Annotated in this window: 28 protein-coding genes; 23 read left to right on the top strand and 5 right to left on the bottom strand. The window is 39.2% G+C overall.

The window, feature by feature from the left end; translation table 11 throughout:
* Nucleotides 1-318: 318 nt before the first annotated feature.
* Both MHB38_RS12575 and MHB38_RS12570 read left to right on the top strand, forming a co-directional pair.
* Nucleotides 319-1,539: an MFS transporter gene (locus tag MHB38_RS12575; RefSeq protein WP_057079277.1), complete on the top strand. Its 1,221-nt coding sequence runs from the start codon at nucleotides 319-321 to the stop codon at nucleotides 1,537-1,539.
* 70 nt (nucleotides 1,540-1,609) lie between these two features.
* Nucleotides 1,610-2,650: a 2,3-butanediol dehydrogenase gene (locus tag MHB38_RS12570; protein WP_008342621.1), complete on the top strand. Its 1,041-nt coding sequence runs from the start codon at nucleotides 1,610-1,612 to the stop codon at nucleotides 2,648-2,650.
* A 41-nt stretch (nucleotides 2,651-2,691) separates the two neighbouring features.
* On the opposite strand, the gene MHB38_RS12565 is transcribed toward MHB38_RS12570, so the two are convergent.
* From MHB38_RS12565 to MHB38_RS12550, 4 genes are read right to left on the bottom strand one after another with little or no spacing between them, the layout of a single operon-like run.
* Complete coding sequence (locus MHB38_RS12565) at nucleotides 2,692-3,405, bottom strand: amino acid ABC transporter permease (RefSeq protein WP_008342619.1); 714 nt, start codon at nucleotides 3,403-3,405, stop codon at nucleotides 2,692-2,694.
* Between the two features lie 12 nt (nucleotides 3,406-3,417).
* On the bottom strand, nucleotides 3,418-4,116 hold the full coding sequence (locus MHB38_RS12560) for an amino acid ABC transporter permease (protein ID WP_008342617.1): 699 nt from the start codon (nucleotides 4,114-4,116) through the stop codon (nucleotides 3,418-3,420).
* Complete coding sequence (locus MHB38_RS12555) at nucleotides 4,113-4,973, bottom strand: amino acid ABC transporter substrate-binding protein (protein ID WP_035390933.1); 861 nt, start codon at nucleotides 4,971-4,973, stop codon at nucleotides 4,113-4,115. Before MHB38_RS12555 ends, MHB38_RS12560 begins: the two co-directional genes overlap by 4 nt.
* Complete coding sequence (locus MHB38_RS12550; RefSeq protein WP_034646521.1) at nucleotides 4,970-5,734, bottom strand: amino acid ABC transporter ATP-binding protein; 765 nt, start codon at nucleotides 5,732-5,734, stop codon at nucleotides 4,970-4,972. The genes MHB38_RS12555 and MHB38_RS12550 overlap by 4 nt, the downstream gene beginning before the upstream one ends.
* A 144-nt stretch (nucleotides 5,735-5,878) precedes the next feature.
* Between MHB38_RS12550 and MHB38_RS12545 the strand changes: the two genes are divergently transcribed.
* The 21 genes from MHB38_RS12545 to MHB38_RS12445 all read left to right on the top strand — a co-directional run bounded on the left by MHB38_RS12545 (nucleotide 5,879) and on the right by MHB38_RS12445 (nucleotide 20,081).
* Nucleotides 5,879-7,048 carry an acyl-CoA dehydrogenase family protein gene (locus MHB38_RS12545; RefSeq protein WP_250026184.1) on the top strand — a complete coding sequence of 390 codons (1,170 nt, stop codon included), beginning with the start codon at nucleotides 5,879-5,881 and terminating at the stop codon, nucleotides 7,046-7,048.
* Nucleotides 7,049-7,167: 119 nt separating this feature from the next.
* Nucleotides 7,168-7,953, top strand: a complete 786-nt coding sequence (gene blaBPU / locus MHB38_RS12540) for a BPU family class D beta-lactamase (protein ID WP_412055290.1) — start codon at nucleotides 7,168-7,170, stop codon at nucleotides 7,951-7,953.
* A 141-nt stretch (nucleotides 7,954-8,094) separates the two neighbouring features.
* A complete protein-coding gene (locus tag MHB38_RS12535) occupies nucleotides 8,095-8,562 on the top strand; it encodes a hypothetical protein (protein WP_225310441.1) in 468 nt (155 codons plus the stop codon).
* Between the two features lie 137 nt (nucleotides 8,563-8,699).
* A complete protein-coding gene (locus MHB38_RS12530) occupies nucleotides 8,700-9,356 on the top strand; it encodes a hypothetical protein (protein ID WP_060832460.1) in 657 nt (218 codons plus the stop codon).
* A 54-nt stretch (nucleotides 9,357-9,410) separates the two neighbouring features.
* The gene (locus MHB38_RS12525; protein ID WP_048003295.1) at nucleotides 9,411-10,169 is read left to right on the top strand and encodes an Imm26 family immunity protein; all 759 of its coding nucleotides are present in this window, start codon (nucleotides 9,411-9,413) and stop codon (nucleotides 10,167-10,169) included.
* Between the two features lie 47 nt (nucleotides 10,170-10,216).
* Nucleotides 10,217-10,459: a DNA-binding protein gene (locus MHB38_RS12520; RefSeq protein ID WP_046526837.1), complete on the top strand. Its 243-nt coding sequence runs from the start codon at nucleotides 10,217-10,219 to the stop codon at nucleotides 10,457-10,459.
* Nucleotides 10,460-10,524: 65 nt separating this feature from the next.
* Entirely contained in the window at nucleotides 10,525-10,908 is a 384-nt protein-coding gene (locus MHB38_RS12515; RefSeq protein WP_080987804.1) for a DUF2750 domain-containing protein, read from the top strand.
* A 24-nt stretch (nucleotides 10,909-10,932) separates the two neighbouring features.
* The gene (locus MHB38_RS12510; protein ID WP_250026188.1) at nucleotides 10,933-11,547 is read left to right on the top strand and encodes a hypothetical protein; all 615 of its coding nucleotides are present in this window, start codon (nucleotides 10,933-10,935) and stop codon (nucleotides 11,545-11,547) included.
* A gap of 71 nt (nucleotides 11,548-11,618) precedes the next feature.
* The gene (locus MHB38_RS12505) at nucleotides 11,619-12,239 is read left to right on the top strand and encodes a hypothetical protein (RefSeq protein ID WP_341003557.1); all 621 of its coding nucleotides are present in this window, start codon (nucleotides 11,619-11,621) and stop codon (nucleotides 12,237-12,239) included.
* A 10-nt stretch (nucleotides 12,240-12,249) separates the two neighbouring features.
* Nucleotides 12,250-12,930, top strand: coding sequence for a DUF7003 family protein (locus MHB38_RS12500; RefSeq protein ID WP_202734328.1), 681 nt, complete (start codon nucleotides 12,250-12,252; stop codon nucleotides 12,928-12,930).
* Between the two features lie 39 nt (nucleotides 12,931-12,969).
* On the top strand, nucleotides 12,970-13,440 hold the full coding sequence (locus tag MHB38_RS12495; RefSeq protein WP_202734329.1) for a hypothetical protein: 471 nt from the start codon (nucleotides 12,970-12,972) through the stop codon (nucleotides 13,438-13,440).
* A 47-nt stretch (nucleotides 13,441-13,487) separates the two neighbouring features.
* Nucleotides 13,488-13,886, top strand: a complete 399-nt coding sequence (locus MHB38_RS12490; protein ID WP_144716580.1) for a YxiG family protein — start codon at nucleotides 13,488-13,490, stop codon at nucleotides 13,884-13,886.
* Nucleotides 13,887-13,945: 59 nt separating this feature from the next.
* A complete protein-coding gene (locus MHB38_RS12485; protein ID WP_202734330.1) occupies nucleotides 13,946-14,293 on the top strand; it encodes a YxiJ family protein in 348 nt (115 codons plus the stop codon).
* 18 nt (nucleotides 14,294-14,311) lie between these two features.
* Nucleotides 14,312-14,689, top strand: a complete 378-nt coding sequence (locus tag MHB38_RS12480; protein ID WP_008342582.1) for a hypothetical protein — start codon at nucleotides 14,312-14,314, stop codon at nucleotides 14,687-14,689.
* Nucleotides 14,690-14,742: 53 nt separating this feature from the next.
* Nucleotides 14,743-15,612: an alpha/beta hydrolase gene (locus tag MHB38_RS12475; RefSeq protein ID WP_341003548.1), complete on the top strand. Its 870-nt coding sequence runs from the start codon at nucleotides 14,743-14,745 to the stop codon at nucleotides 15,610-15,612.
* A gap of 95 nt (nucleotides 15,613-15,707) precedes the next feature.
* Nucleotides 15,708-16,046, top strand: a complete 339-nt coding sequence (locus MHB38_RS12470; protein WP_034646559.1) for a winged helix-turn-helix transcriptional regulator — start codon at nucleotides 15,708-15,710, stop codon at nucleotides 16,044-16,046.
* A 397-nt stretch (nucleotides 16,047-16,443) separates the two neighbouring features.
* Nucleotides 16,444-17,076, top strand: a complete 633-nt coding sequence (gene hxlA, locus MHB38_RS12465) for a 3-hexulose-6-phosphate synthase (protein ID WP_007501390.1) — start codon at nucleotides 16,444-16,446, stop codon at nucleotides 17,074-17,076.
* Nucleotides 17,073-17,630 carry a 6-phospho-3-hexuloisomerase gene (gene hxlB / locus MHB38_RS12460; RefSeq protein WP_202734332.1) on the top strand — a complete coding sequence of 186 codons (558 nt, stop codon included), beginning with the start codon at nucleotides 17,073-17,075 and terminating at the stop codon, nucleotides 17,628-17,630. Before hxlA ends, hxlB begins: the two co-directional genes overlap by 4 nt.
* 148 nt (nucleotides 17,631-17,778) lie before the next feature.
* Nucleotides 17,779-18,504, top strand: a complete 726-nt coding sequence (locus MHB38_RS12455; RefSeq protein ID WP_202734333.1) for a DsbA family oxidoreductase — start codon at nucleotides 17,779-17,781, stop codon at nucleotides 18,502-18,504.
* Between the two features lie 94 nt (nucleotides 18,505-18,598).
* The gene (locus tag MHB38_RS12450) at nucleotides 18,599-19,054 is read left to right on the top strand and encodes a MarR family winged helix-turn-helix transcriptional regulator (protein ID WP_202394234.1); all 456 of its coding nucleotides are present in this window, start codon (nucleotides 18,599-18,601) and stop codon (nucleotides 19,052-19,054) included.
* A gap of 10 nt (nucleotides 19,055-19,064) precedes the next feature.
* Nucleotides 19,065-20,081 (top strand): serine hydrolase domain-containing protein, encoded by a 1,017-nt coding sequence (locus tag MHB38_RS12445; RefSeq protein WP_186365186.1) that lies wholly within the window; start codon nucleotides 19,065-19,067, stop codon nucleotides 20,079-20,081.
* Between the two features lie 5 nt (nucleotides 20,082-20,086).
* Here MHB38_RS12445 and MHB38_RS12440 read toward each other — a convergent pair whose 3' ends face one another.
* Nucleotides 20,087-21,199 (bottom strand): GntR family transcriptional regulator, encoded by a 1,113-nt coding sequence (locus tag MHB38_RS12440; protein WP_048003282.1) that lies wholly within the window; start codon nucleotides 21,197-21,199, stop codon nucleotides 20,087-20,089.
* Between the last annotated feature and the right edge of the window lie 80 nt (nucleotides 21,200-21,279).

Here is a 21,279-nt window from a genome sequence, read left to right as displayed (position 1 = left end):
CTGAAGATCGTGATGAAAAAAAGATAAAGCGCAAATAGAGAAGAGTATGTAATGGCTGCCTCACACAGAGAACTCCGTGAAGCTGAGAAGGAGCTGGGAAGCGTTACAGAACCAAGCCTCTTAGCTCTGCACCGGATTCATTGTGATGGTGATGCAGCGGCATTCTCCCGTTATAGAGAAGGGTTAGCGATAACCTGCTAAGGTTCATCTGGTAACAGGTGAATGAACTGAGGTGGCAACGCGGAGTCAATCCCGTCCTCAAGACAGAAATGTCTTGGGGGCGGGATTTTTTTTCATGACAAAAAGGAGGACACTACGATGAAAAAACATTGGCGGGATATGAGCATGTTACTTGGAGCGATTGGTATTGCGAACATAGGAGAATGGATTTATATGATTGCTCTACATCTGCTGATTTTTCAGGAAACGGGCTCCGTTCTTGCTGTAACAGCCGTCTATATGTTAAGACCTGTCTCGGCTCTTTTAACAAATAGCTGGTCTGGTAGTTTAGTAGATAGACTGAATCAGCGGAATGTCATGATCAGTCTAGATTTATGCCGGGCCGTTCTGATTGCTTGTTTACCCTTTGCCTTATTTTCTGGCCACTTATTGATCGTATATGTGATGCTATTTCTCATTCATATGGCACAAGCCATGTTTCATCCAGCTTCGATGGTGTATATGACAGCACTAATCCCGGCGGATAAACGAAAACGGTTTAATGCCATTCGATCCTTGCTTCAGTCTGGTGGATTTTTACTCGGACCCGCCGTAGCAGGGCTGCTTTTTCTCATTGGTACACCAGTCCTTTCAATTTATGTAAATGCAATCTGCCTTTTGATATCTGCTGTTTTGACGATGTGTTTACCGATCTTGTCAAAAGCAGACGGGGCACAAAAGGGCTTTTCTCTCTCGGTATTAAAGGGAGATGCAAAACTTGTCTTTCATTTCAGTCTCACATCCCGTCAAGTGATGGCCGTGTATTTATTATTTAGTGCCGCCATCACGGTGCTGCCGACTGCCATTGACTCACTTGAAGCAGCTTTTGCAAAGGAAGTGCTGATGTTGACCAATACCGAATATGGGTTTCTTGTCAGTGTAGCTGGAGCAGGGATTATCGCAGGGGCATGTCTCAATACGGTCATTGTCGAAAGGCTGCCTATTTCAGTGATGCTTGGTGCGGGGAGTTTGTTTGTGGCTTTTGGATACTTGATCTATGCTTTTTCAAGCACATTGACTATCGCAGCAGCTGGCTTTTTTGTTCTCGCTTTCTTTTTAGCATTTGCAAACACTGGTTTTATGACTTTTTATCAAACGAATATCCCGGTAGAGGTCATGGGGAGAGTGGCAAGTTTTTATGCGTTATGTGAAGCAGTTCTGACGATGATGATGACAGGAATATGCGGCGCATTGGCGCATGTTTTATCGATACGTACTTCTGTCATAATTGGCTGCCTATGTATGCTTCTTATTTGTCTGTTGCTATGTTTTGTCATTTTTCGTCCATTGACTGTCAAAAAAATAGTGCATCTTACTTAGAAAATTAAAAAAATTATGTTATCATTATTTAAGTAAGTTAATTAAATTGATGAGAAAAGGAGTCTTACAAATGAAAGCACTACGCTGGCACGATCAAAAGGACATTCGACTAGAGGAAATTGACGAACCAACAGTTGCTCCAGGAAAAGTGAAACTGAAAGTAAAATGGTGCGGCATTTGTGGTAGTGATTTACATGAATATTTAGGCGGGCCGATCTTCATTCCTGTGAACGAACCTCATCCACTTACAAAAGAAAAAGCACCCATTACACTGGGACACGAGTTCTCTGGTGAAATTGTAGAAGTTGGAGAAGGCGTGAGTAATTACAAAGTAGGCGATCGAGTGGTTGTTGAACCTATTTTTGCAACTCACGGGCACCAAGGTGCTTACAACTTAGATGAAAACATGGGCTTTTTAGGACTTGCTGGTGGCGGTGGAGGATTCTCTGAATATGTATCTGTCGATGAAGAATTACTTCATTTGTTACCAGACGAAATTTCATATGAGCAAGGTGCACTTGTTGAACCTTCTGCAGTTGCTTTATATGCGGTTCGTTCTAGTAAAGTGCAAGCTGGGGATACAGCAGCTGTGTTTGGCTGTGGACCAATCGGTTTACTTGTCATTGAAGCATTAAAAGCAGCTGGTGCTACTGACATTTATGCAGTGGAATTATCAAAAGAGCGCCAAGAAAAAGCAAAAGAACTTGGAGCGATCATTGTAGATCCTTCTCAGTATGAAGATGTTGTTCAAGAAATCGCACGCCGTACAAATGGTGGAGTCGATGTTTCTTTTGAAGTGACAGGTGTACCTGTTGTATTGAAGCAAGCAATCCAATCAACTAGAATTTCAGGTGAAACAGTCATTGTAAGCATTTGGGAAAAAGGCGCAGAAATTATGCCGAATGACATTGTCATTAAAGAACGTACAGTCAAAGGAATCATCGGCTATAGAGACGTATTTCCATCTGTATTAAACTTAATGAGAAAAGGCTATTTCTCTGCAGATACACTCGTCACGAAGAAAATTAAGCTGGACGATGTGATCGAAGATGGTTTCCATGCATTAATCAATGAAAAAGATCAAGTGAAAATTTTAGTCAGTGCTGAATAAGTAGGACGAAAAAGAGAATGGCATCTGCCATTCTCTTTTTTTTAACGTCCAAGAGACTTTCCGTACACGCTGACTCGTTTCTCTAACAAAGCAAAAGCGAGTTCAAAGAAAATACTAAGCATCCAATAGATCAAAGCAGAGACGAGATACGTTTCTAAAAACTTGTAGCCATCATTTGCAATGATGCGAGAGATTCCCATGATTTCCAGTACACCAATTGTAAACGAAAGGGATGTGGCTTTTAACAGCTGAATGAGCTGATTCCCTAGGTTTGGCAGGGCAACCACAAACGCTTGCGGTAAAATAATGCGAATCATCGCCTGTCTGGTGGTCATGCCAACGATTTTCGCCGCTTCAAGCTGCCCTCTGTCTACTGCAAGAAGTGCGCTGCGGACCACTTCTGTTAAATGTGCGGCTGAATGCAGGCTGAAGGTGATAAGGGCAACGGTAAGCGGGGAGACCATATCCGGGTGAAAGGTCAACCCAAAAGTGCTATTCATTTTGGTCAGAACAAATGGAATGCCATAAAAGAAAGCAAACAACTGAACAATGAGAGGTGTTCCTCTAAAAAATGAGACATAGAGCGTGACCAGCTGGCGGAGCACAGGGATACGAAAGAGGCGAATGAAAGCAAAAACAGATCCAATCAAAAGGCTCACAGCCATAGAAACAAGTGCAATCAATAAGGTAAAGGGAACGCCTTTTAGAATATGTGGTATTTGGTCAATCGCAAATGATATATCAATGGTTTGCATCAAATCGCCTCCTTAGCGTGACAGGCTGGTGCGGCCTTTCACAAATTTTCTTTCCAGTAGCATCGTGATCAGTTCAATACTGATGCAAATCAGCCAATACACAATTGCAATGATGACGTACACTTCAAACATCCCTATCCCGTAGTTATTACCTAGGATGATTTTGACCTGTCCCATCATATCAATGAGTCCGATTGTAAATGCAATGGCAGTATCTTTCACGAGATCAATGGTGTAATTTCCGAGGTTCGGAAGTGCAATGAGAAAGGCTTGTGGAATAATGATCCTCATTAATGCCTGAGTATCTGTCATCCCAACAATGTAAGCTGCTTCAAGCTGATCTTTCCCAACAGAAGAATATGCACTGCGAAAGACTTCAGATAAATAAGCGCCCGTATGTAACGAGAATGTGATCATCACAAATAACACACGATCCCAATGATTGATTTGAATTCCGGCCATGAGTAAAAGCTGAGGCAGACCAAAATAAATCAGAAATAACTGAACAATGAGCGGCGTACTTCGTGTAAATGACAAATAAATGACCGCCAATTGTTTCAGCACTGGAATTTGTTTGATTCGAATGCAAGCAAACAGCAATCCGATGATGATGGCAAAAAACAATGACACCACAATCATAAGAAATGTGAGTGGCAGACGATCAACCACTTGTAAAAAGATTCTCAGCCAATCTCCAGCTGTAAACGTCATGGCGCTTCCTTCCTTTCTTCATATTGATAGCCTTGCTCTGATATATAGTCAATATCTTGAAAGAAATCAACGCCAAACCATTTCTTCGCAAGGTCAGGTAATGTTCCGTCTTCTATCATCTCTTGTGTCACTCGGTCCAATTGTGATGCTAGTTTCTTTTGACTAGGCTGTAAGACAAGATAAATAGGTTCCTTTGAGACAATGCCGCCCACTTTGACTTTCAGGTGAAGATGTTTTTGTATCGTATCAAAGGTTGAAATATTCATAAAAGCCGCATCGGACCGTCCACTTTCGACTCGTTTTAAATTGAGTTCGTTTGAAGGGCTTTCAATGGTCGTGAGCGGAATTTTCGGATCATTTTCTTCATTATATTGATTTAATATGGAACGAAGGCCGCCGCTAGGACTGACGGGAGCGAGCTTTTTTGATGTCATATCGTCTAGAGATTGAATATCTTGCTCTGATTCATTCACAATTAAACCTGTCATCGAATAGCCGTATGGAACCTTAGGATAAAGAAAGCGTTTTTCACGTTCAGGATTACTAAAAAACCAATTAGCCGCCATTTCAAATTTCCCAGCGCCGATCCCAATTAAATTGGATTCTTCCTCGCCAAAGGTATAATCAAAATGAATGTGTGGCAAACGTTTCTCGACTTCATTTAAATAATCGATGTTATAGCCAATCGGCTCGTTGCGGTCATTTGTGGCTAAAAAAGGCGGATTGACTTCTGCGCTTAGTGCGACTTTGACAATTTGTCTGCCATCATCTGTTGTCGTTTTCACACTGCTGCAGCCAATGAGAGAGAGGAGAAACAGAAGGATACTAGCGGCGGTGAATAAAGTCTTGCGCTTCATCTGTCTTCCTCCAATCCTTGCCACATCCCGCGATGAATTCTTGATAAAAATTGTTTCGTCCGTTCATGCTGAGGCTTCATCAGGACGTCTTCTGGTGAGCCTTTTTCAACGATTTCCCCATCTGCCATAAAGATCACTGTATCCGCTACATCTTTTGCAAACGAGATTTCATGCGTCACAATGACCATCGTCATGCCTTGGCTCGCAATATCTTTCATCATTTCAAGGATTTCTCCGACCATCTCTGGGTCTAGTGCGGACGTTGGTTCATCAAACAAAAGCACCGCAGGATTCATGGCAAGAGCACGAGCAATCCCAATCCGCTGCTGTTGACCGCCGGATAATTCACTTGGAAACGCATCTTTTTTATGAAGCAGCCCAATTCGCGTTAACAATTGCTCTCCGATTTTTTCCGCCTCTTTTTTAGACATGTTTTGAGACACAATCAATCCTTCTGTGATGTTTTCAAGTGCTCGTTTATTTTGAAACAAGTGATAATGCTGAAACACCATAGACGATTGCTGTCTGAGTTTTAGAAGATCTTTTTTCCGATATTGTTCAAATTGAATCGTGGCTTCTCCAACTGTCAGCGTTCCTTTGTCTGGGATATCAAGGCTGTTTAAACTGCGGAGAAGGGTTGTTTTTCCTGATCCGCTCGGTCCAATAATGGCGACCACTTCACCTTCTTGTACGGTGAAATCAATTCCTTTTAACACATGAGTTGACCCATAGGATTTATGTAGATTAATAGCAGAAATCATAAAAGCATCACGTTCCTTTGACATATGTACTTAATATTGATAAAATTTAACACATTAAATCCTATAAGTAAAGTGTGTTTTAATAATACCTATTGGATAAATCGGATATGATAGATTGCGAGAAACAGAGGAGTTGGATACGTTTTGTCTAAAGCATTATTTGTCGATACAGATTTTCAAAAAAATTGGCTAAATCAACTAGAATCCCTTCGTGAAACGATCGAACAATCTGCAAAAGAACATGATGAGGGTGCCTATTTTCCTAAACAAAATATCGAATCATTAGTAGAACTGGGCTATACAACGTTGTCTCTGCCTGTTGAGTACGGGGGCGGGGGTCAATCTGTAAAGGATATGGTCCTTTTTCAAGAAACGCTAGGAAGTATGGATGGAGCAACTGCCTTATCGATCGGCTGGCACCAAGGAGTTGTTGGTGAAATTTATGAAAAGAAACTATGGAATGAGAAGCAGCTGCAATTTTTTGCTGAAGAAATCAAAAATGGGACTCTTGTGAACCGGGCTGTCAGTGAAGCGCAAACAGGGAGTCCAACAAGAGGAGGCAAACCTGGAACAACTGCAACGAGATCAGGAGATCAATGGGTGATCAGTGGCAGGAAAACATTCACAACGATGTCACCAGCGCTCACATACTTTCTCGTCGGTGTATGGATCGAAGAAAAAGAAGCGATGGGCTTCTTCTTAATTCACCATGATACAAAAGGTGTTTCTATAGAAGAAACGTGGGATGTTGTTGGCATGAGAGGAACAGAGAGCCATGATTTAATTCTAGATCATGTGGAAGTTCCAGATGACATGTTGGTTGAAGTGCAAAAAGGACCTCGGGGCGGTATGCTGAATCCTTGGATCGCACATATCCCTTCCTGTTATTTAGGGATTGCGCAAGCGGCAAGAGACTATGCTGTTCAGTATGCCATCACCCATTCACCGAACAGTATTAGCGGAACGATTAGCGAACTGCCAAATGTCCAAATACTGATTGGCGAAATTGATTTACTACTAAAGCAAGCACGCCATGTCATCTATTCAACGACAACATTGTATGAGCAACCAGAGAAAAGAGAGCTGTTAATCAATGAATTCGGTGCTGTGAAGCATACAGTCGTCAATCATAGTCTGCAAGTGGTCGATAAAGCCATGCGTTTAGTCGGTGCAAAAAGCTTAAGCCTTAGCTGCCCGCTTCAACGTTACTATCGAGACATTCGTGCTGGCCTTCATAACCCACCAATGGACGATATGACAATTTCGAAAATTGCAAAGCAAGCGATTGAAGAGAAAAAATTGAGCATACAATAAACAGAAAGCCGGATAAAACCGGCTTTTTTTATTTGGCAGAAAAGAGGACAAGCGTACCTTATGTCTTATCGCTCAACATGCTAAAATCGATACAAATCATGGGAAAAGGAGCGGTTTTTTTGAAGAAGCATATAAAATGGCTATTTTCTACTATTATGCTGATGGCACTTTTTATCGGCCAACCTTCATCAAGCGAAGGAACATCACCATCGTGTTCAGTAGATGAATTTTTGAAAGACCGGGAAGGCACATTTGTGATTCAAGAAGTAAAAGAAAAATCACCATGGGTGTATAACAAAAAAAGAGCGAACAAGCGCTTTGCACCTCAATCAACGTTTAAAATAGCAAATGCCTTAATCGGACTTCAAACAGGTGCAGTTAAAGATGAATACGACATCAAATATTGGGACGGAGTAAAAAGAGAGATTGATAACTGGAATAAGGACCATACACTGGGCTCTGGCATGAGAGATTCAGTCGTCTGGTATTATCAAGCCATGGCACGTGACATCGGGGAAGAACGCATGGGCCATTGGATAAAAGCCATTCATTATGGGAATCAAGACATATCTGGCGGAATCGATCAATTTTGGCTAAGCAGTACGTTGCGCATTTCTCCAGTAGAACAAGTCCATTTCCTTAAACAGCTATATGAAGAAAGTCTCCCATTTGACCTATCTGTTATGAGAACCGTCAAGCGAATGATGATACAAAAAGAAGAGAAACACGCCACGCTATACGGAAAAACAGGCTCCGGATCAGGAATCGGCTGGTACACAGGCTTCATCAAACATGAAAACAAAACCTACATCTTCACCACAAATATAGAAGGCACCGGACTAGAAGCAAAAGAAATCACCTATCGTATTTTGAAAAAATATCATTTGATAGAAGCATCCGTTTAGTGTGCTTTTTTTATGAGTGAATTTGGGGATATATTGATAAAAAGATGATACTTGGGTTAGTTTGAAAGTATGGTATATTTATAGAAATATATTGAAGTGAAATAGTAATCATTATCTTAACAACTATAGGCAATGCAAGAGGTGAAAAATTTGAAAAAAATTAAATTGAATACTTTGACCAAAGAATTTATCGCAGATATCGAAAAAGAAATAACAAAAATCGCTTTGAATATAGTGAATGAAAAACAAATAGATTTTAGAGATTTAGGGTTAACAATCAATGCTGCATTTGGACGATTCGGATATGGGAAGAAATTTAGCGGGAGAGAAGTTCATGTTTCAGATTGTTTTAAAGCAGGTTATCATTCATCCATATATTTTTCAGTAGATTATCTAAATGGCGAAGAGTTTCATGATGGTGATGAGGGAGATGAAGGTTATTGTATAGACCATCTTGATATCTGGGATTGTGTATCAAATAATCTGATCAGCAAAAAAGGATATTTAATTGCATTTGAAAATGAAGTGGATTTGCGAGGAATTATTATACAACTAGTTAATGAATTGTACAAAGAAGCAACAGAAATTCTTCAAATTCTAAGGAGCTAATATTTTAAACTAGCTATATTTAGAAGGGAAGAAAGGGCATTTTAATGGGAATGAGATAGAGCATTTACACCTAAGAAAGCAAGTTTTGAAAAAAGAGTGAGCAAACATTCACAATCTTATTAGGAGGCTTACAAGAAGTGTATTTGAAAAATATACAATTAATGTCAGATGAAGATCGTGGGAACTTAGCCAGCCAATCCCTTTGTATGACTGAAATGTTTTTATACGAATTAGAAAAGAAATTTCAAACGAAAGATTGTGAGGCTATTGTTTTGATATGTGGGTCTTTTAAAGACTACAAATTAATTAGTACTTTAAAAGATGAACCAGACATCTTATTTTTAAAAAATACGTACGTGCTGGAAGTACCCTTCCGTTACAGTGAATTTGAAAATGCAACAAATAAGAAAAAGATCTTAGCAGATACTTTGGAAAAAGCGATACTCTATCTGTGTGAACTGAAAAATTGGGACAGTCAGCTAGTCAAAGCGACATTTAAGAAAATGAAAGAGAAGGAATATAAAGCGGAGATTAAAGGGAGAACAAAACTAAGTCCCGATAAAAAAAGAAAAGCTTACCCACTTATCGAATTAGATTTAAAACAGTTTACTCTTTATCTTGTAGTTGAAGACAATAAAAGAAATATCTTAGATAAAAAATTAATTGCAAAAACCGATACTTATTTAGAAGAAATTTCCTATCATATGAGAGAGCTTAAGTGGTTAACGGATCATGAAGTGGCACTTTTCAAACGTGCACATAAAACAGTTTATACAAGTATACGTTTATCGTGATAAAGCAAAATGAGAATAACATAAAGAACACAATATATAAAGGGGGTATTCTAAATGGGCTTTTGGGAAGAAGTACATAAGAAAAAGAACATCATAATTGGTGATGATGGATTAGATATTTTTGAAGAAGCGATTGAACAATTCTATGAAATGACTGAGGAACATTTGAAGAGAAAGCCAACGATTGATGAGATGCTTTTGACAATTATGATGGCTTTAAACAATGGAGGTAGTCACTATTTTGATGATTTAAACGACAAAGAAGTAACGGATATTAAAATAACAACTAAAAAAGTAAAAACTTTAAGTAAAGTAGAACCAGGAGCTATATTTGAACTCCCATTAAAAGAAGTTGGGAAATTGAGCTATGCTTTGATCATTTCGGGTGAGGGGAAAAATCAATATGATGATATTTTAATCCAATACTATGATTTGTTTGTTGATGAAAGAATAGAAAAAAATGAGTTAAAACAATTGATAAAAAAAGAGAAAGGACTATTCGTTGCAAATACAGGCCTGACAGGCTTTTTAAGTGGTTCATGGAAAGTCATCACAAAAATAAATCAAGATTTTATAAAAGAAGAGGATCTTCAAAATCTGAAATTCGTGGAATACCGAGATGGAAATTATTATGTAAGCAAGGGTAAAGAAGGTCACGATGCACCTGTTAGGTCCTTAGAGGTTGCTGATCCAAAAACCGCTAAAATGATATTTAACCCGATTGGTATGCTTGGCGAATACACTATTATAAGCATTCTTTCATTATATTTTAAAGGTATGTCAATGGAGGATATTATTAAATATGAAATATAGGCAGTTTACAGCGTAAAATGAGTTTTGAGAAAGGAATGGTGTAATAAATGGCTGAACCAAAAATGCTAGACTGTTTAAATAAAATACGAAATGTCTTAAAGGGGACGATCACAAGAGAACAAGTGTCTGATTGGGCTGAAATTTACGTTTCTGCAGACGATCCAGAAATAGACGATGATCAAGTTTGGGATATGCTGATTCTTTTAAGTGGAATTGATTTGAAAGATTCACCTAATTCTTACTTACATCCTGTAGATGATTTGAATGACTGGTTAGAAGAATACAAATAGTTCCTATATATGAGCTTGCTAAATTCTTATGATTAAGCCCATTTATAAATAAAAGGAGTGACGCAATGTCCATGCATCCGAAAGAATTAGAAACCACCGTCCAATTACCTGCGAAAAAGCGTTATGACTATTTCATCAAAAAGATTGTTGATTTTGAAGAGGTTTGGTCATTAAGAAACGAGAAGGGGTGGGTGATGTCAGAGGATGAACATCGTGTACCGCAGCTTCATTTTTGGCCGACAGAGGAACATGCCGCTTATTGTGCGATCGACCAATGGGAAAAAACAGTGCCAGAAATGATTGATTTAGACGATTTTATAGAAGAGTGGCTGCCGGGAATGTTAGCAGATGGAATCAATCCGTCCATTTTCTATAATCGAAATAATTCGGTGTCAATTGAAATTCAAACATTAAAAGAAGATATAGAGGAAGAATTAAAAAACTACTAGTTCGACAAGAGTGGAGGTAGTTGTTTGAAACGGCTTGAAGACTTATTTATTCGTTCAGAAAAAGAGTTCAAATTCTATCAGAATTTAGTAGACCATGTGTTTGAAACAAATAAAGAGCTGCCACAACAAGTTTTTCGTAAGACATTTGATTGTTTTTTGTTTCAAGAGTTTGATTGGGCATTGAGTGATGATATTTTACCAACCATAAAAGAGTTATCAACTGTTACACAAGATAGAGAATTTTTGACTGCAGTCCTTCAACCAGATCCAATTGATTATTATTTGAAGGAATTTGGTTATTATCATTGGCTGAAAGCGAGTGTGAACATTTCAGGTGAGGATTATGTAAATGCACTATGGATGCACCCAAAAGGTTCCATAGCGGATAATATAATCACGAATTCGAATATAGTTGTCTGGTTATCTCATTCTTTGCAGTGGGCGATTTGGGCAGATAGAGATATGGAAATTTGTATCATAGGGATGGTATCAACAAAAGATTCTGCAAAAAATATGTTATTAGAAGAAGGATGGAAGCCACTGGATCACCCTGTTTTAGCAAAATGGCTACAACTATTATTAAAGGATCAAAAAACATTCGATGACTATTTCACTCAAATGCTTTCTAGTTATGCATAATGTTCTAAGCGGTGGAATTGAGAATCAATGACTGATAATAGCCTTACCCGAAGATATGAAAGGAGCATAAAGTGAAACATTTGTTTATATCCGATCCAAAAGAATTTGAACATGTTCTATCGCTTGTTCATTCGCTCATTCACAGTACGAAGACATTCCCTGATCAAGTGTTGAAAACGAAAACCCCTCATTATTTATTCGAAGAATTCCATTGGTTGTTATCAGATGATGGTTGGGAAATGTTAAAAGGTTTAGCTTTGAATCATCATGATGACTATATACTCATGGCTGTATTAGATGAGCAGAAGAGCATGGATGATTATTATCATGATTTTGGTTATTATCCTTGGGTGAAAGTACCGTTAAACCTTACTCCAAGTGATTACCTCGATCTCTTAACGGATTATCCGATAGAGAGTGTAAATGATAGCATAATGGATATTGCTTCACGTGTGATATGGGTTTCCCCTTCTGCGAAATGGATCATTTATGGCGAAAGAGGTTATGAGATAGGAGTACTAGCGATTCTTCAATTAGAACAAATGAATAAACGATTGTTAAAAACGTGGAGAATTTTAGATGAGATTGTATTAGGCTGGATTTCAGTTGTATTTCCGAATCAAAAACTTCCTGATGATTTTAAAAAAGAACTGATTCGAAATTATACTAACTTTGAAGAAATGACTTCATAAGGAGGAAGAAATGAAACAAATAGACCATGTATTAAACACATTAGATAAGTCTTTTCTAAATAAAGAGTTTCCGCTATTAGATAACGAGAACTTTGATTTTGCCAAAGGGAAGCTTTCTCTATTTACTAGAGATGGAAATTGGCTGATCACGATTCAATTATTCGGTTTATCGAAGTTAGGACCGGCTATTGATTTTTTTGCGTTTGGTCATGAGTTGAATAATGGATCCATCAATTTTCTATTGGATGAGCTCTTTGTTTTCGTGGATCAGCATGATGAAATAATAGATGATGAGATAGAACCTGGATTCACCAAACAACCATTACGAATTAAATTGAATGGTGGCTATTTTAATGTTCAAATACCAGAGTCATGCCAATCTGATGTAACAGAGGAAAATGAATGGATTACTCTGTTAAGAGAAATGGCCAAACATCGAGATTTGCTGGATAGTTTATGGATGACAGATCAAGAACAATTTGACATCGTTCAGCATGTATATGATAAACCGCTCTATACAACTGAATCATGGTTTCATCCAGAAACGCATAGCCAACTCCCTAGTCAATCTCCTTTTTTTCAATCGGTTGCGAAGAGTTTGATCTATCAAGATCCAACATGCATTGTAAATATAAACACGAACACTGACTGGAGATTATGGTCAGATTTTGATACTGTGGAATATTTTTAGTTTCGTCTGATGTTTTAAATCGGTGAGGTGGAGCAAGTAATGAGAATCGTATTAGCAAAAGAGAAAAATCTATTCGAAGTAAATGAATTAATAAAGAAAATCAATTTAAACGTAGAAGAGTATCATTGGGTCATAAGTGATGTGACACTCCCAATGCTTCATGATCGGAATAATCAATCTCATTCAGAAGTTATGCCGGATTATACGGATTTTTTATTTCTGAAGGGTGAACATTTCAAAAAATTCTTACATGACTATTCTTTTATTTTCGCTGTTTTGACCGCATTGCCTCGTCATATAGATCATTTGAATATTATTTCAATACCTCAAATTGAAGATAATGAACGATATTGGAACGTGAATTATACACCCGTTATCCCTCAAGCCGTGTTTGAAATCGGATTTTTTGATTCGACAGATGTTATTTTTACAGGAGATCAGAAAATCTTAAGCGAATTTCGAAAAAAAGCGGACTTTATTTCATTTGAAGAATATTTACAAACTCCGTGACACGATAAGAATAGAGTTCATCCTGAAAAAATAGGAGAGTGAATGAGATGTTTAATAGTGTACAAAAATGGATCGATTATCTAGATGGTGGTTGTAATGTACTTGGAGTCACATTTGATTTGTTTCATAAAGAATTAATACTGAGCGTAAAAGTATCAGAATTAAATAAAGTTACTCAACATGAATTGCGATTTATGAATGTGGCGAGTCTTTATTATAATGGGGGTGAAGGTAATGATAGATTTGAAGAATTGATACAAGAAGAGATGAATTGGCAAATTTTTGAATGTGGTTACCATCCTAATGGGATAGGGGACCTTAAAAATGTACTTCTTGAAGAATTTGATTCAAATGCAAATTTTCTATTTAACATCAATGGGATGTTACTCGCAATAGAATCGAAAAACGTATGTTTCGATTCACAAGAATTTATTTGCAGTTTATAGGAAGATCTCATTAGCGTCTAAATAAGAATTAAAAATAATGAGAGATTGGGGAAAAAACCATGAGAATCAGCCGTGATAAACAAGGTTTATTCGATGATTTAAAACAACGTTATCAATACTTATTAGATTCATCTTATCCAGATGAAATCGTCTCTTTTGAAGAAGAAACCGGTATGTACTCAGATGATTTTTATATGTTTTTTTCACTTGTTGCAGGCAGCTTAAGTTATGTGGTCGATCATAAACGAATACCGAAAAAACAGTTAAACGTGCTGCGTCAGTCATTTGAAGAGCAATATCCCCAAATCAAATCGTATCAACAGATCCTTGAATCATATCCTTTATTGCACTCCTATGTTCAATACCATGAAGAAACAAGAAAACAAATCATTGCACTTATACAATAACCTCTTGGAGGACAAACGATGACATGGTTTTTAGATGAAAAAGTCCAGAAACAAATCCCTGATTTCAATATCAACCATCTAAAGCAAATCAATGAATTTCACTACTTTAAAGAGTATAATGAACATTACGACTTGATCAACTGTATTCATCTACACATCCCATACGAATCTGCAACCCATAAAGCAGACATTCATCTGAAATTTACCAACGTCTCTTCTGTTCAAATCAAAGATTTGGAGTTAACAAACGATTCCTCTCTTTTTTTGAACATTCAACTTTTGGATAGAGGCTGGGAATATTTGAATTACTTTGTCGAAGATTATGAAGAACAGTATTTTTCTTTTTATTGTGAAACGATTCAAGTCATACAAGTCGTTTCAAATGAATCGGGCTAGTCTCTCTACATATGTGCGAATGATGCTTCCCCATCCCAACATAGAAAGGTGCAATGACATTGAATCGAATCATGAAATGGCTCTTATTTGCGGCGGTCATCGCTGGCTTATTGGGATGCGCATTCTTTGTGTTCCGTTTAAACCAGCCTAAGCCGACGACAAACATCCATTATGCAGACACACAAAACAAACAGCAAACACTGGATATATATATGCCAAAGGGAAAAGATGAAGACAAAAAGAAGAAGCATCCAGTCATGATCTATCTCCATGGCGGCGGCTGGTCGGGCGGCGATAAGAATAGAGTCGCTTCAAAAGCTGATTATTTTACGGGGCAAGGGTATGTGTTTGTTTCAATGAATTACAGGCTTCACCCTGATGCCAACTACGAGCAGATGGCAGATGATACGGCAAGCGCTATTAAATGGGTCAAGGATCATGCAGATGAATATCAAATCGATTCGTCAAAAATCAATGTCATGGGTCACTCAGCGGGTGGTCATTTGACGGCGCTGGTTGCCACAGATTCGACCTACTTAAAACATGTGGGGCTGTCGCCAAAAACGATCAATTCCATTGTTGTTCTAGACGGACCGTTAAACCTCAATCAATTTATACAAGCTATCCCATCGTACAAAAAAGTCTTTGGCAAACAAGAGGAGAATTGGACAAATGCATCACCTGTCACTTATATGAATCAAAAGAATGTACCTCCTGTCTATTTGGTTACTGGCTGGGAAAATCCTGAGGTGTACCGATTTGCAGAAAAACTGAATCATGATAAAGGTTCTAAGTTTGTCTTTCGGGTCCATTCGCTGAGCCACAGTGATTTAAATAAATGGTTTGGATCTGACAGAGCGCCAAAAGAAGCGCAAGAGATGACAAAGGCTGTGATGGCTTTCGTCAAAAAACAAAATCAGTAACAAAGACTGTATGTTAGGGCAATCCATTTTGCCGCAGTATATGATATAGGATAAACGGTTTGTATTAAAAGGAGTGTATATTGTTGTCATCAAGAATGGAAAATAAAGTGTTCAATTGCGAAAAAGAGCTGACGCTGAATATTATCGGCGGGAAGTGGAAAATGCTGATCTTATGGCACCTTGGGAGAGAAGGGACAAAACGGTTTGGTGAGTTAAAGTCGTTAATGCCTGGGATTACGCAAAGAATGCTTGTCAATCAGCTAAGAGAATTAGAGGAAGATCACATTGTGCACCGGGAAGTTTATCCCGTCGTTCCGCCAAAGGTTGAGTATTCTCTCACAGAACTCGGAGAAAGCTTAATGCCAATTTTAGAGGCGATGTATGATTGGGGCAAACAATATCTCGACAGCAATTTTTTAAAGGACGATAAATAGAAATACCTACAAATAGATACTGAACGAGAGACAGTATCTCAGATTGTTGACAAAGGGCTAAAATGAATTGATTTTAGCCCTTTGTCTTCCTTTCAGCGTGATAGAAAACCTTTGCAGTCTAGGAAAGACGAGTACTGGCGCGGAGCGAATGTCACATTCGTGAGCACTAGCACGCAGGGCTGACACCGAATGCGAGGGTTTGTCTACACGCTGAGATACTGGTCGAAAGACAGTATCTTTTTTGTGCCCATATGCGAAAAAGTATAGTATGTAAAAAAAAAGTGCGTACTAGGATTGCGCCATTCCTGTTGTTATACTCGTTTCATGCAAGAAAGATTCAAGATGCATCATCCGCGGAGCTCTTGAAGATGACATGATGAAACAGGAGTGAAGGTAGATGAAATTACAATTAGCGTTAGATTTAGTGAATATACCAGAAGCGATCGAGCTGATCAAAGAAGTAGAAGCGTCTATTGATGTGGTGGAAATTGGGACACCTGTTGTGATCAACGAAGGGCTTCGTGCTGTAAAAGAAGTCAAACAGGCGTTTCCGAATTTACGTGTGCTGGCGGATCTTAAAATTATGGATGCTGCCGGTTATGAAGTGCAGCAGGCATCTGAAGCTGGAGCGGATATCGTCACCATTCTTGCGGCGGCAGAAGATATGTCCATTCAAGGAGCGGTAAAAGAAGCAAAAGCAAGAGGGAAACAAATTTTAGTCGATATGATTGGGATCAAAGATATCGCCGGCCGTGCGAAAGAGCTGGATGAGCTTGGGGTAGATTATATTTGCGTGCACACAGGCTATGACCTGCAAGCGGTTGGTCAAAACTCATTTGCGGATCTCATGACCATTAAACAAGTGGTCAAACAGGCAAAAACAGCGATTGCAGGCGGTATTAAGCTTGATACGTTACCTGAAGTCGTCAAATTAAATCCAGATTTGATTATTGTCGGCGGCGGTATTGCGGCTCAAGACAATAAAGCAGAAGTGGCTGCGCAAATGAAGCAGTTGATTGCACAATCATGAAAATAAGTGACTATGTGAGAGCCATTCTAAGCGAGCTTTCTGAGCACTCGCCCGCTATTCAAGACGAACAATCAGAGCAGCTTGTCAAAAGCATTTTAGCGGCTCGAAAGGTCTTCGTCGCAGGGGCTGGCAGGTCTGGTTTGATGGGGAAATCGTTTGCGATGAGACTCACGCATATTGGTGTCGAAGCTTATGTGATCGGTGAAACGAATACGCCTGCTTTTACATCTGAGGATTTATTGATTGTAGGGAGCGGTTCTGGCCGAACAGAGACGCTGCTTGTGCTCGCGAAAAAGGCAAGGGCGATTGGCGGAAGCGTCGCGGCGTTCACACTTTCAGCTGAGTCACCTATAGCTGATCTATCGGATGAAGTCATCTTACTTTCAGGTGCGCCAAAGGATCAACATGAAGGAAATCATCATACGATTCAGCCGATGGGCTCATTATTTGAGCAAACTTTGCTTCTTATGTACGATGCGGTCATCTTGAGATTGATGGAAATGAAAAAGCTCGACACCCATAAAATGTACGGTCACCATGCGAACTTAGAATAGCCGTGATGAAAACCTTTCCTTTTTTGAAGGAAAGGTTTTTTTAATACATGGTACTTAAAAAGAAGGATCACTTGACATATAGGATAAGATGTAACTATAATAGTTACATCTCAAAAGAAAAAACGTAAGCAACGGAAGGAAGATGAAGATGAAAGTGCAAATTTGGTCAGATATCGCCTGTCCTTTTTGTTATATAGGAAAAAAACAGTTGGAAACAGCGCTTGAGCAATTCCCTCATAAAGAACAGGTAGAAGTAGAGTTTAAAAGCTTTGAGCTTGATCCGCATGCACCTGTTGCAGTGAATTATGATGTGCATGATATGCTTGTCAAAAAATATGGCATGAGCCGCAGCCGGGCCATCGCGATGAATGAACAGGTGAAACAGGCGGGCAAGGAGAAAGGAATCGATTTTCAATTCGATCCACTCGTTTTGACAAACACCTTTGATGCCCACCAGCTCGCACAATATGCTGGAAAAATGGGAAAAGGCGATCTCGTCATGGGAGAGCTGTTTCAAGCGTATTTTACAGATGGAAAGCATGTTGGTGATCGTCAAACCCTTTTAGATATCGCAGAAAAAGCAGGTCTTGATCAGAACGAAGTACAGAAGGTTCTAGACGGGCAAGAATTTGCAGACGATGTGCGAGAAGACGAAAAAGAGGCAAGACAGCTCGGGATTTCTGCTGTGCCTTTTTTCGTGATCAATGATCAATATTCGGTTGCTGGTGCACAGCCAGCAGATACGTTCCTTCGTGCACTTGAAACGGCTTGGACAGAAGAGGCAGCGCAAACGGAGAAAGCGGCTGATGCTTCATTTGAAGAAGCATGTGCAGATGGCGTATGTGCAGTGCCCTCGCCAAAAGAAGAATTATAATCGGCATTTTCCCTATCTTTGATAAAAGATAGGGATTTTTGTTGATTAATAATTAATACACCTTTATACTTAAGTTATCTTAATTATGAAGGTGATGACAGTGACATCCAAAACAACGATGATTCAAGAATTAAACCAAATCGAAGCGCGCATCCATCAAAAGCTCCGATTAGAGTTTGAAGAGTTATTTGTAGATGAGTTAACTGATAAGCAGCACATTGTCCTTGATTTCGTAGAGCGAAAAGGGGGAAGCTCACCTATTCAAATTGCTCAGCAACTAGGCATCACCCAAAGTGCTGTGAGCCAGTTGTTAAACACGCTTGAAAAAAAAGAATGGGTTCGCCGCAGCATCAACCCGCAAAATCGTCGGGAATTGCACGTTGAACTTTCTGAAAAGGCAAAGACGTACTTGGAGAATATGAGAAAGATAGAACTTGCGATCATTGAAAAATACTATTCAAAATTAAGCCTCGAAGAGATCAACACATTGACATCCATTTATACAAAGCTTGATCAATTGATTGTAGATCAAAATGAAGGGGAAGGATGATGATCCATTGATGATGCTCAAACAAGAAGTACAGCGAATTGCCTCTTCTTATACGGAGAAAAAGAAACAGGCACTGCTTGTGATCGGACTGATTCATCAAGGAGAAAGACACGTTTTTCATTTCGGAGATCACCCCATACGGCAGCGCGTCCAGCCTGAGGAGGTCATTTTTGAAATCGGCTCTATTTCAAAAGTCTTTACGACAAGTATATTGGCAAGCATGATTCAAAAAGGGCAGATGAAGCTAGACGATTCCATTTCACTGTATTGTCCTGAAATAAGAAAGAATCACCCCATTCAAATAGAACAGCTGGCAATCCATACGTCTGGACTTCCTTCATATCGTTTTCTCAGAGATTTACAACTAAGGTTCCTTCCAAAAGTGAGAAGAGATATGTACTGTCAATACTCCCTTGATGAATTAATGAAATTGTTACACTCGAAAAAATGGAATGAGCGAAAAGAATACCCATCTCGTTACTCCAATGTAGGGATGGGACTCCTCGGGTTGATCATGGGATGGTCTCTTCACAAAACATATGAAGAGCTGCTGACTGAATATATCGTGGATGAGCTGAAACTATCGAACACCTTTATTACGATCAAGGAGGATGTCCAAGAGAAGATGATCCTCGGTCATCAAGAGAATGGAAAAGAGGTTCCTCCGCTTCAGATGCATGACTATCAAGGGGCTGGTGCGATTCGTTCGACGGTCACTGATTTGCTTTCATTTCTCTCTGCACACATGAGTGCAGACGCCGCTTCTCCATGGAAAATGACCCACGAGCCAAAGGTGAAGATAGGGAAAAACATGTCAATGGGACTCGGGTGGGTCATAGATGATACGGGATTGATTTGCCATAATGGTGCAACTTCTGGTTTCTCCAGCTTCATGGGCTTCCGCCCGCATTCAAAAACAGGAGTGGTCGTCTTGTCTAACTATCGCAATCGTATCACACAAGATTCTCCCGACCGAATTGCCTATGATGTGATGAATATGCTTGAACAGGAGCCTAAAGTCAAATGAGCCTTCTATGAAGAGGGCTCATTTTTTCTTACGTTTAGCTCTTTAATCGTTTCACCAGGAACGAGTTCAGGCTCATAAAATGTTTGATCAGGGAGATTCTTTTTCCCTTGTACTTTTTTAATCATCCAGTCTGCCGCATCTCGTCCCATTTGCTCTTGAGGGTGTGTCAGCGTTGTCAGTTTCACATGGGCATTTTTTTGGGCAATATACGAGTTATCCTGTCCAATAATGGAAAGATCATCTGGAATAGATAAACCTATTTCACTACATACATTTGCTACTTCTAACCCGACTTCATCGTTATAGCAAACAAGGGCGGTTAGCTCATGCTGGTGCGCTTGTAAAAAGGTTTTGATATGATCCCCTAAATACTGCTTCGATTCTGTATCGAAAAAAAGAACATGCTCTGGTAGGAAATTGAGCTTCGCTTCACCAAGTGCCTGAATATAGCCCTTCATTCGATATTTTCCTTGTAAATCATCTGTTTTTGAAATCAGTCCAATGTGCTGATGCCCAGAGGTGATCAGCTCCTTTGTCGCTAAATAGCTGGACTTTACATCATCCAAACAAAGGAAGGGGACCTCTAACTGCTCATAGTAGGCATTGATCATAATAAGCGGGACATCCTGCTCTTTAAAGGATAGGTAGTACGAAATGTTTGGATTATATAAATTGCTTTTTGTCGGTTCGACAATTAATCCGTCCACACCAAAGGACAGCATCATTTCAAGCGCTTTTTTCTCTTGCTCCACATCGTTATTTGTACTCGCCAGTAACAAAGAATAGTTCTCTTCATTTAATCGGCTTTCGATGCCCCGAATGATCGACGGGAAAATGTAATCGGATATGTATGTGGTGATGACGCCAATCGTTTTCATATGAGCATGTCCAGCAGGTTTTGTTTGATATTGATTGGTGACAAATGTGCCTGAGCCTTTTTCGCTTCGTAAAAAACCTTCACTCGATAATTCTAAGATGGCTTTTCGCACCGTATGCCGGCTTACTTGATACATCTCTTGTAAGCTTGATTCGGTTGGAATACGCTCCCCGATCCGGTAATCCCCTGTCAGTATTTTGCTTTTTATATCATCTATAATGATCTGGTACTTCTTTTTCATCGTTTCACTTCTTTCACAGTTGATCCTCTACTCGGGTTGAGAAGAACTTGTATGGACATATTTTAACATGGTTGCTCAAT

The organism is Bacillus sp. FSL K6-3176 (genome assembly GCF_038003325.1).
In the GTDB taxonomy this organism is placed as follows: domain Bacteria; phylum Bacillota; class Bacilli; order Bacillales; family Bacillaceae; genus Bacillus; species Bacillus altitudinis.
Note: the sequence above shows the minus strand (reverse complement) of the source record. Positions and strands in the feature narration are given on the sequence as shown.

Coding starts and splice junctions, on each gene's coding strand:
- MHB38_RS12575 (WP_057079277.1), top strand. CDS start 319: ATGAAAAAACATTGGCGGGATATGAGCATGTTACTTGGAGCGATTGGT.
- MHB38_RS12570 (WP_008342621.1), top strand. CDS start 1,610: ATGAAAGCACTACGCTGGCACGATCAAAAGGACATTCGACTAGAGGAA.
- MHB38_RS12565 (WP_008342619.1), bottom strand. CDS start 3,405: ATGCAAACCATTGATATATCATTTGCGATTGACCAAATACCACATATT.
- MHB38_RS12560 (WP_008342617.1), bottom strand. CDS start 4,116: ATGACGTTTACAGCTGGAGATTGGCTGAGAATCTTTTTACAAGTGGTT.
- MHB38_RS12555 (WP_035390933.1), bottom strand. CDS start 4,973: ATGAAGCGCAAGACTTTATTCACCGCCGCTAGTATCCTTCTGTTTCTC.
- MHB38_RS12550 (WP_034646521.1), bottom strand. CDS start 5,734: ATGATTTCTGCTATTAATCTACATAAATCCTATGGGTCAACTCATGTG.
- MHB38_RS12525 (WP_048003295.1), top strand. CDS start 9,411: ATGGGCTTTTGGGAAGAAGTACATAAGAAAAAGAACATCATAATTGGT.
- MHB38_RS12520 (WP_046526837.1), top strand. CDS start 10,217: ATGGCTGAACCAAAAATGCTAGACTGTTTAAATAAAATACGAAATGTC.
- MHB38_RS12515 (WP_080987804.1), top strand. CDS start 10,525: ATGTCCATGCATCCGAAAGAATTAGAAACCACCGTCCAATTACCTGCG.
- MHB38_RS12500 (WP_202734328.1), top strand. CDS start 12,250: ATGAAACAAATAGACCATGTATTAAACACATTAGATAAGTCTTTTCTA.
- MHB38_RS12495 (WP_202734329.1), top strand. CDS start 12,970: ATGAGAATCGTATTAGCAAAAGAGAAAAATCTATTCGAAGTAAATGAA.
- MHB38_RS12490 (WP_144716580.1), top strand. CDS start 13,488: ATGTTTAATAGTGTACAAAAATGGATCGATTATCTAGATGGTGGTTGT.
- MHB38_RS12485 (WP_202734330.1), top strand. CDS start 13,946: ATGAGAATCAGCCGTGATAAACAAGGTTTATTCGATGATTTAAAACAA.
- MHB38_RS12480 (WP_008342582.1), top strand. CDS start 14,312: ATGACATGGTTTTTAGATGAAAAAGTCCAGAAACAAATCCCTGATTTC.
- MHB38_RS12475 (WP_341003548.1), top strand. CDS start 14,743: ATGACATTGAATCGAATCATGAAATGGCTCTTATTTGCGGCGGTCATC.
- MHB38_RS12470 (WP_034646559.1), top strand. CDS start 15,708: ATGGAAAATAAAGTGTTCAATTGCGAAAAAGAGCTGACGCTGAATATT.
- hxlA (WP_007501390.1), top strand. CDS start 16,444: ATGAAATTACAATTAGCGTTAGATTTAGTGAATATACCAGAAGCGATC.
- hxlB (WP_202734332.1), top strand. CDS start 17,073: ATGAAAATAAGTGACTATGTGAGAGCCATTCTAAGCGAGCTTTCTGAG.
- MHB38_RS12455 (WP_202734333.1), top strand. CDS start 17,779: ATGAAAGTGCAAATTTGGTCAGATATCGCCTGTCCTTTTTGTTATATA.
- MHB38_RS12450 (WP_202394234.1), top strand. CDS start 18,599: ATGACAGTGACATCCAAAACAACGATGATTCAAGAATTAAACCAAATC.
- MHB38_RS12445 (WP_186365186.1), top strand. CDS start 19,065: ATGATGCTCAAACAAGAAGTACAGCGAATTGCCTCTTCTTATACGGAG.
- MHB38_RS12440 (WP_048003282.1), bottom strand. CDS start 21,199: ATGAAAAAGAAGTACCAGATCATTATAGATGATATAAAAAGCAAAATA.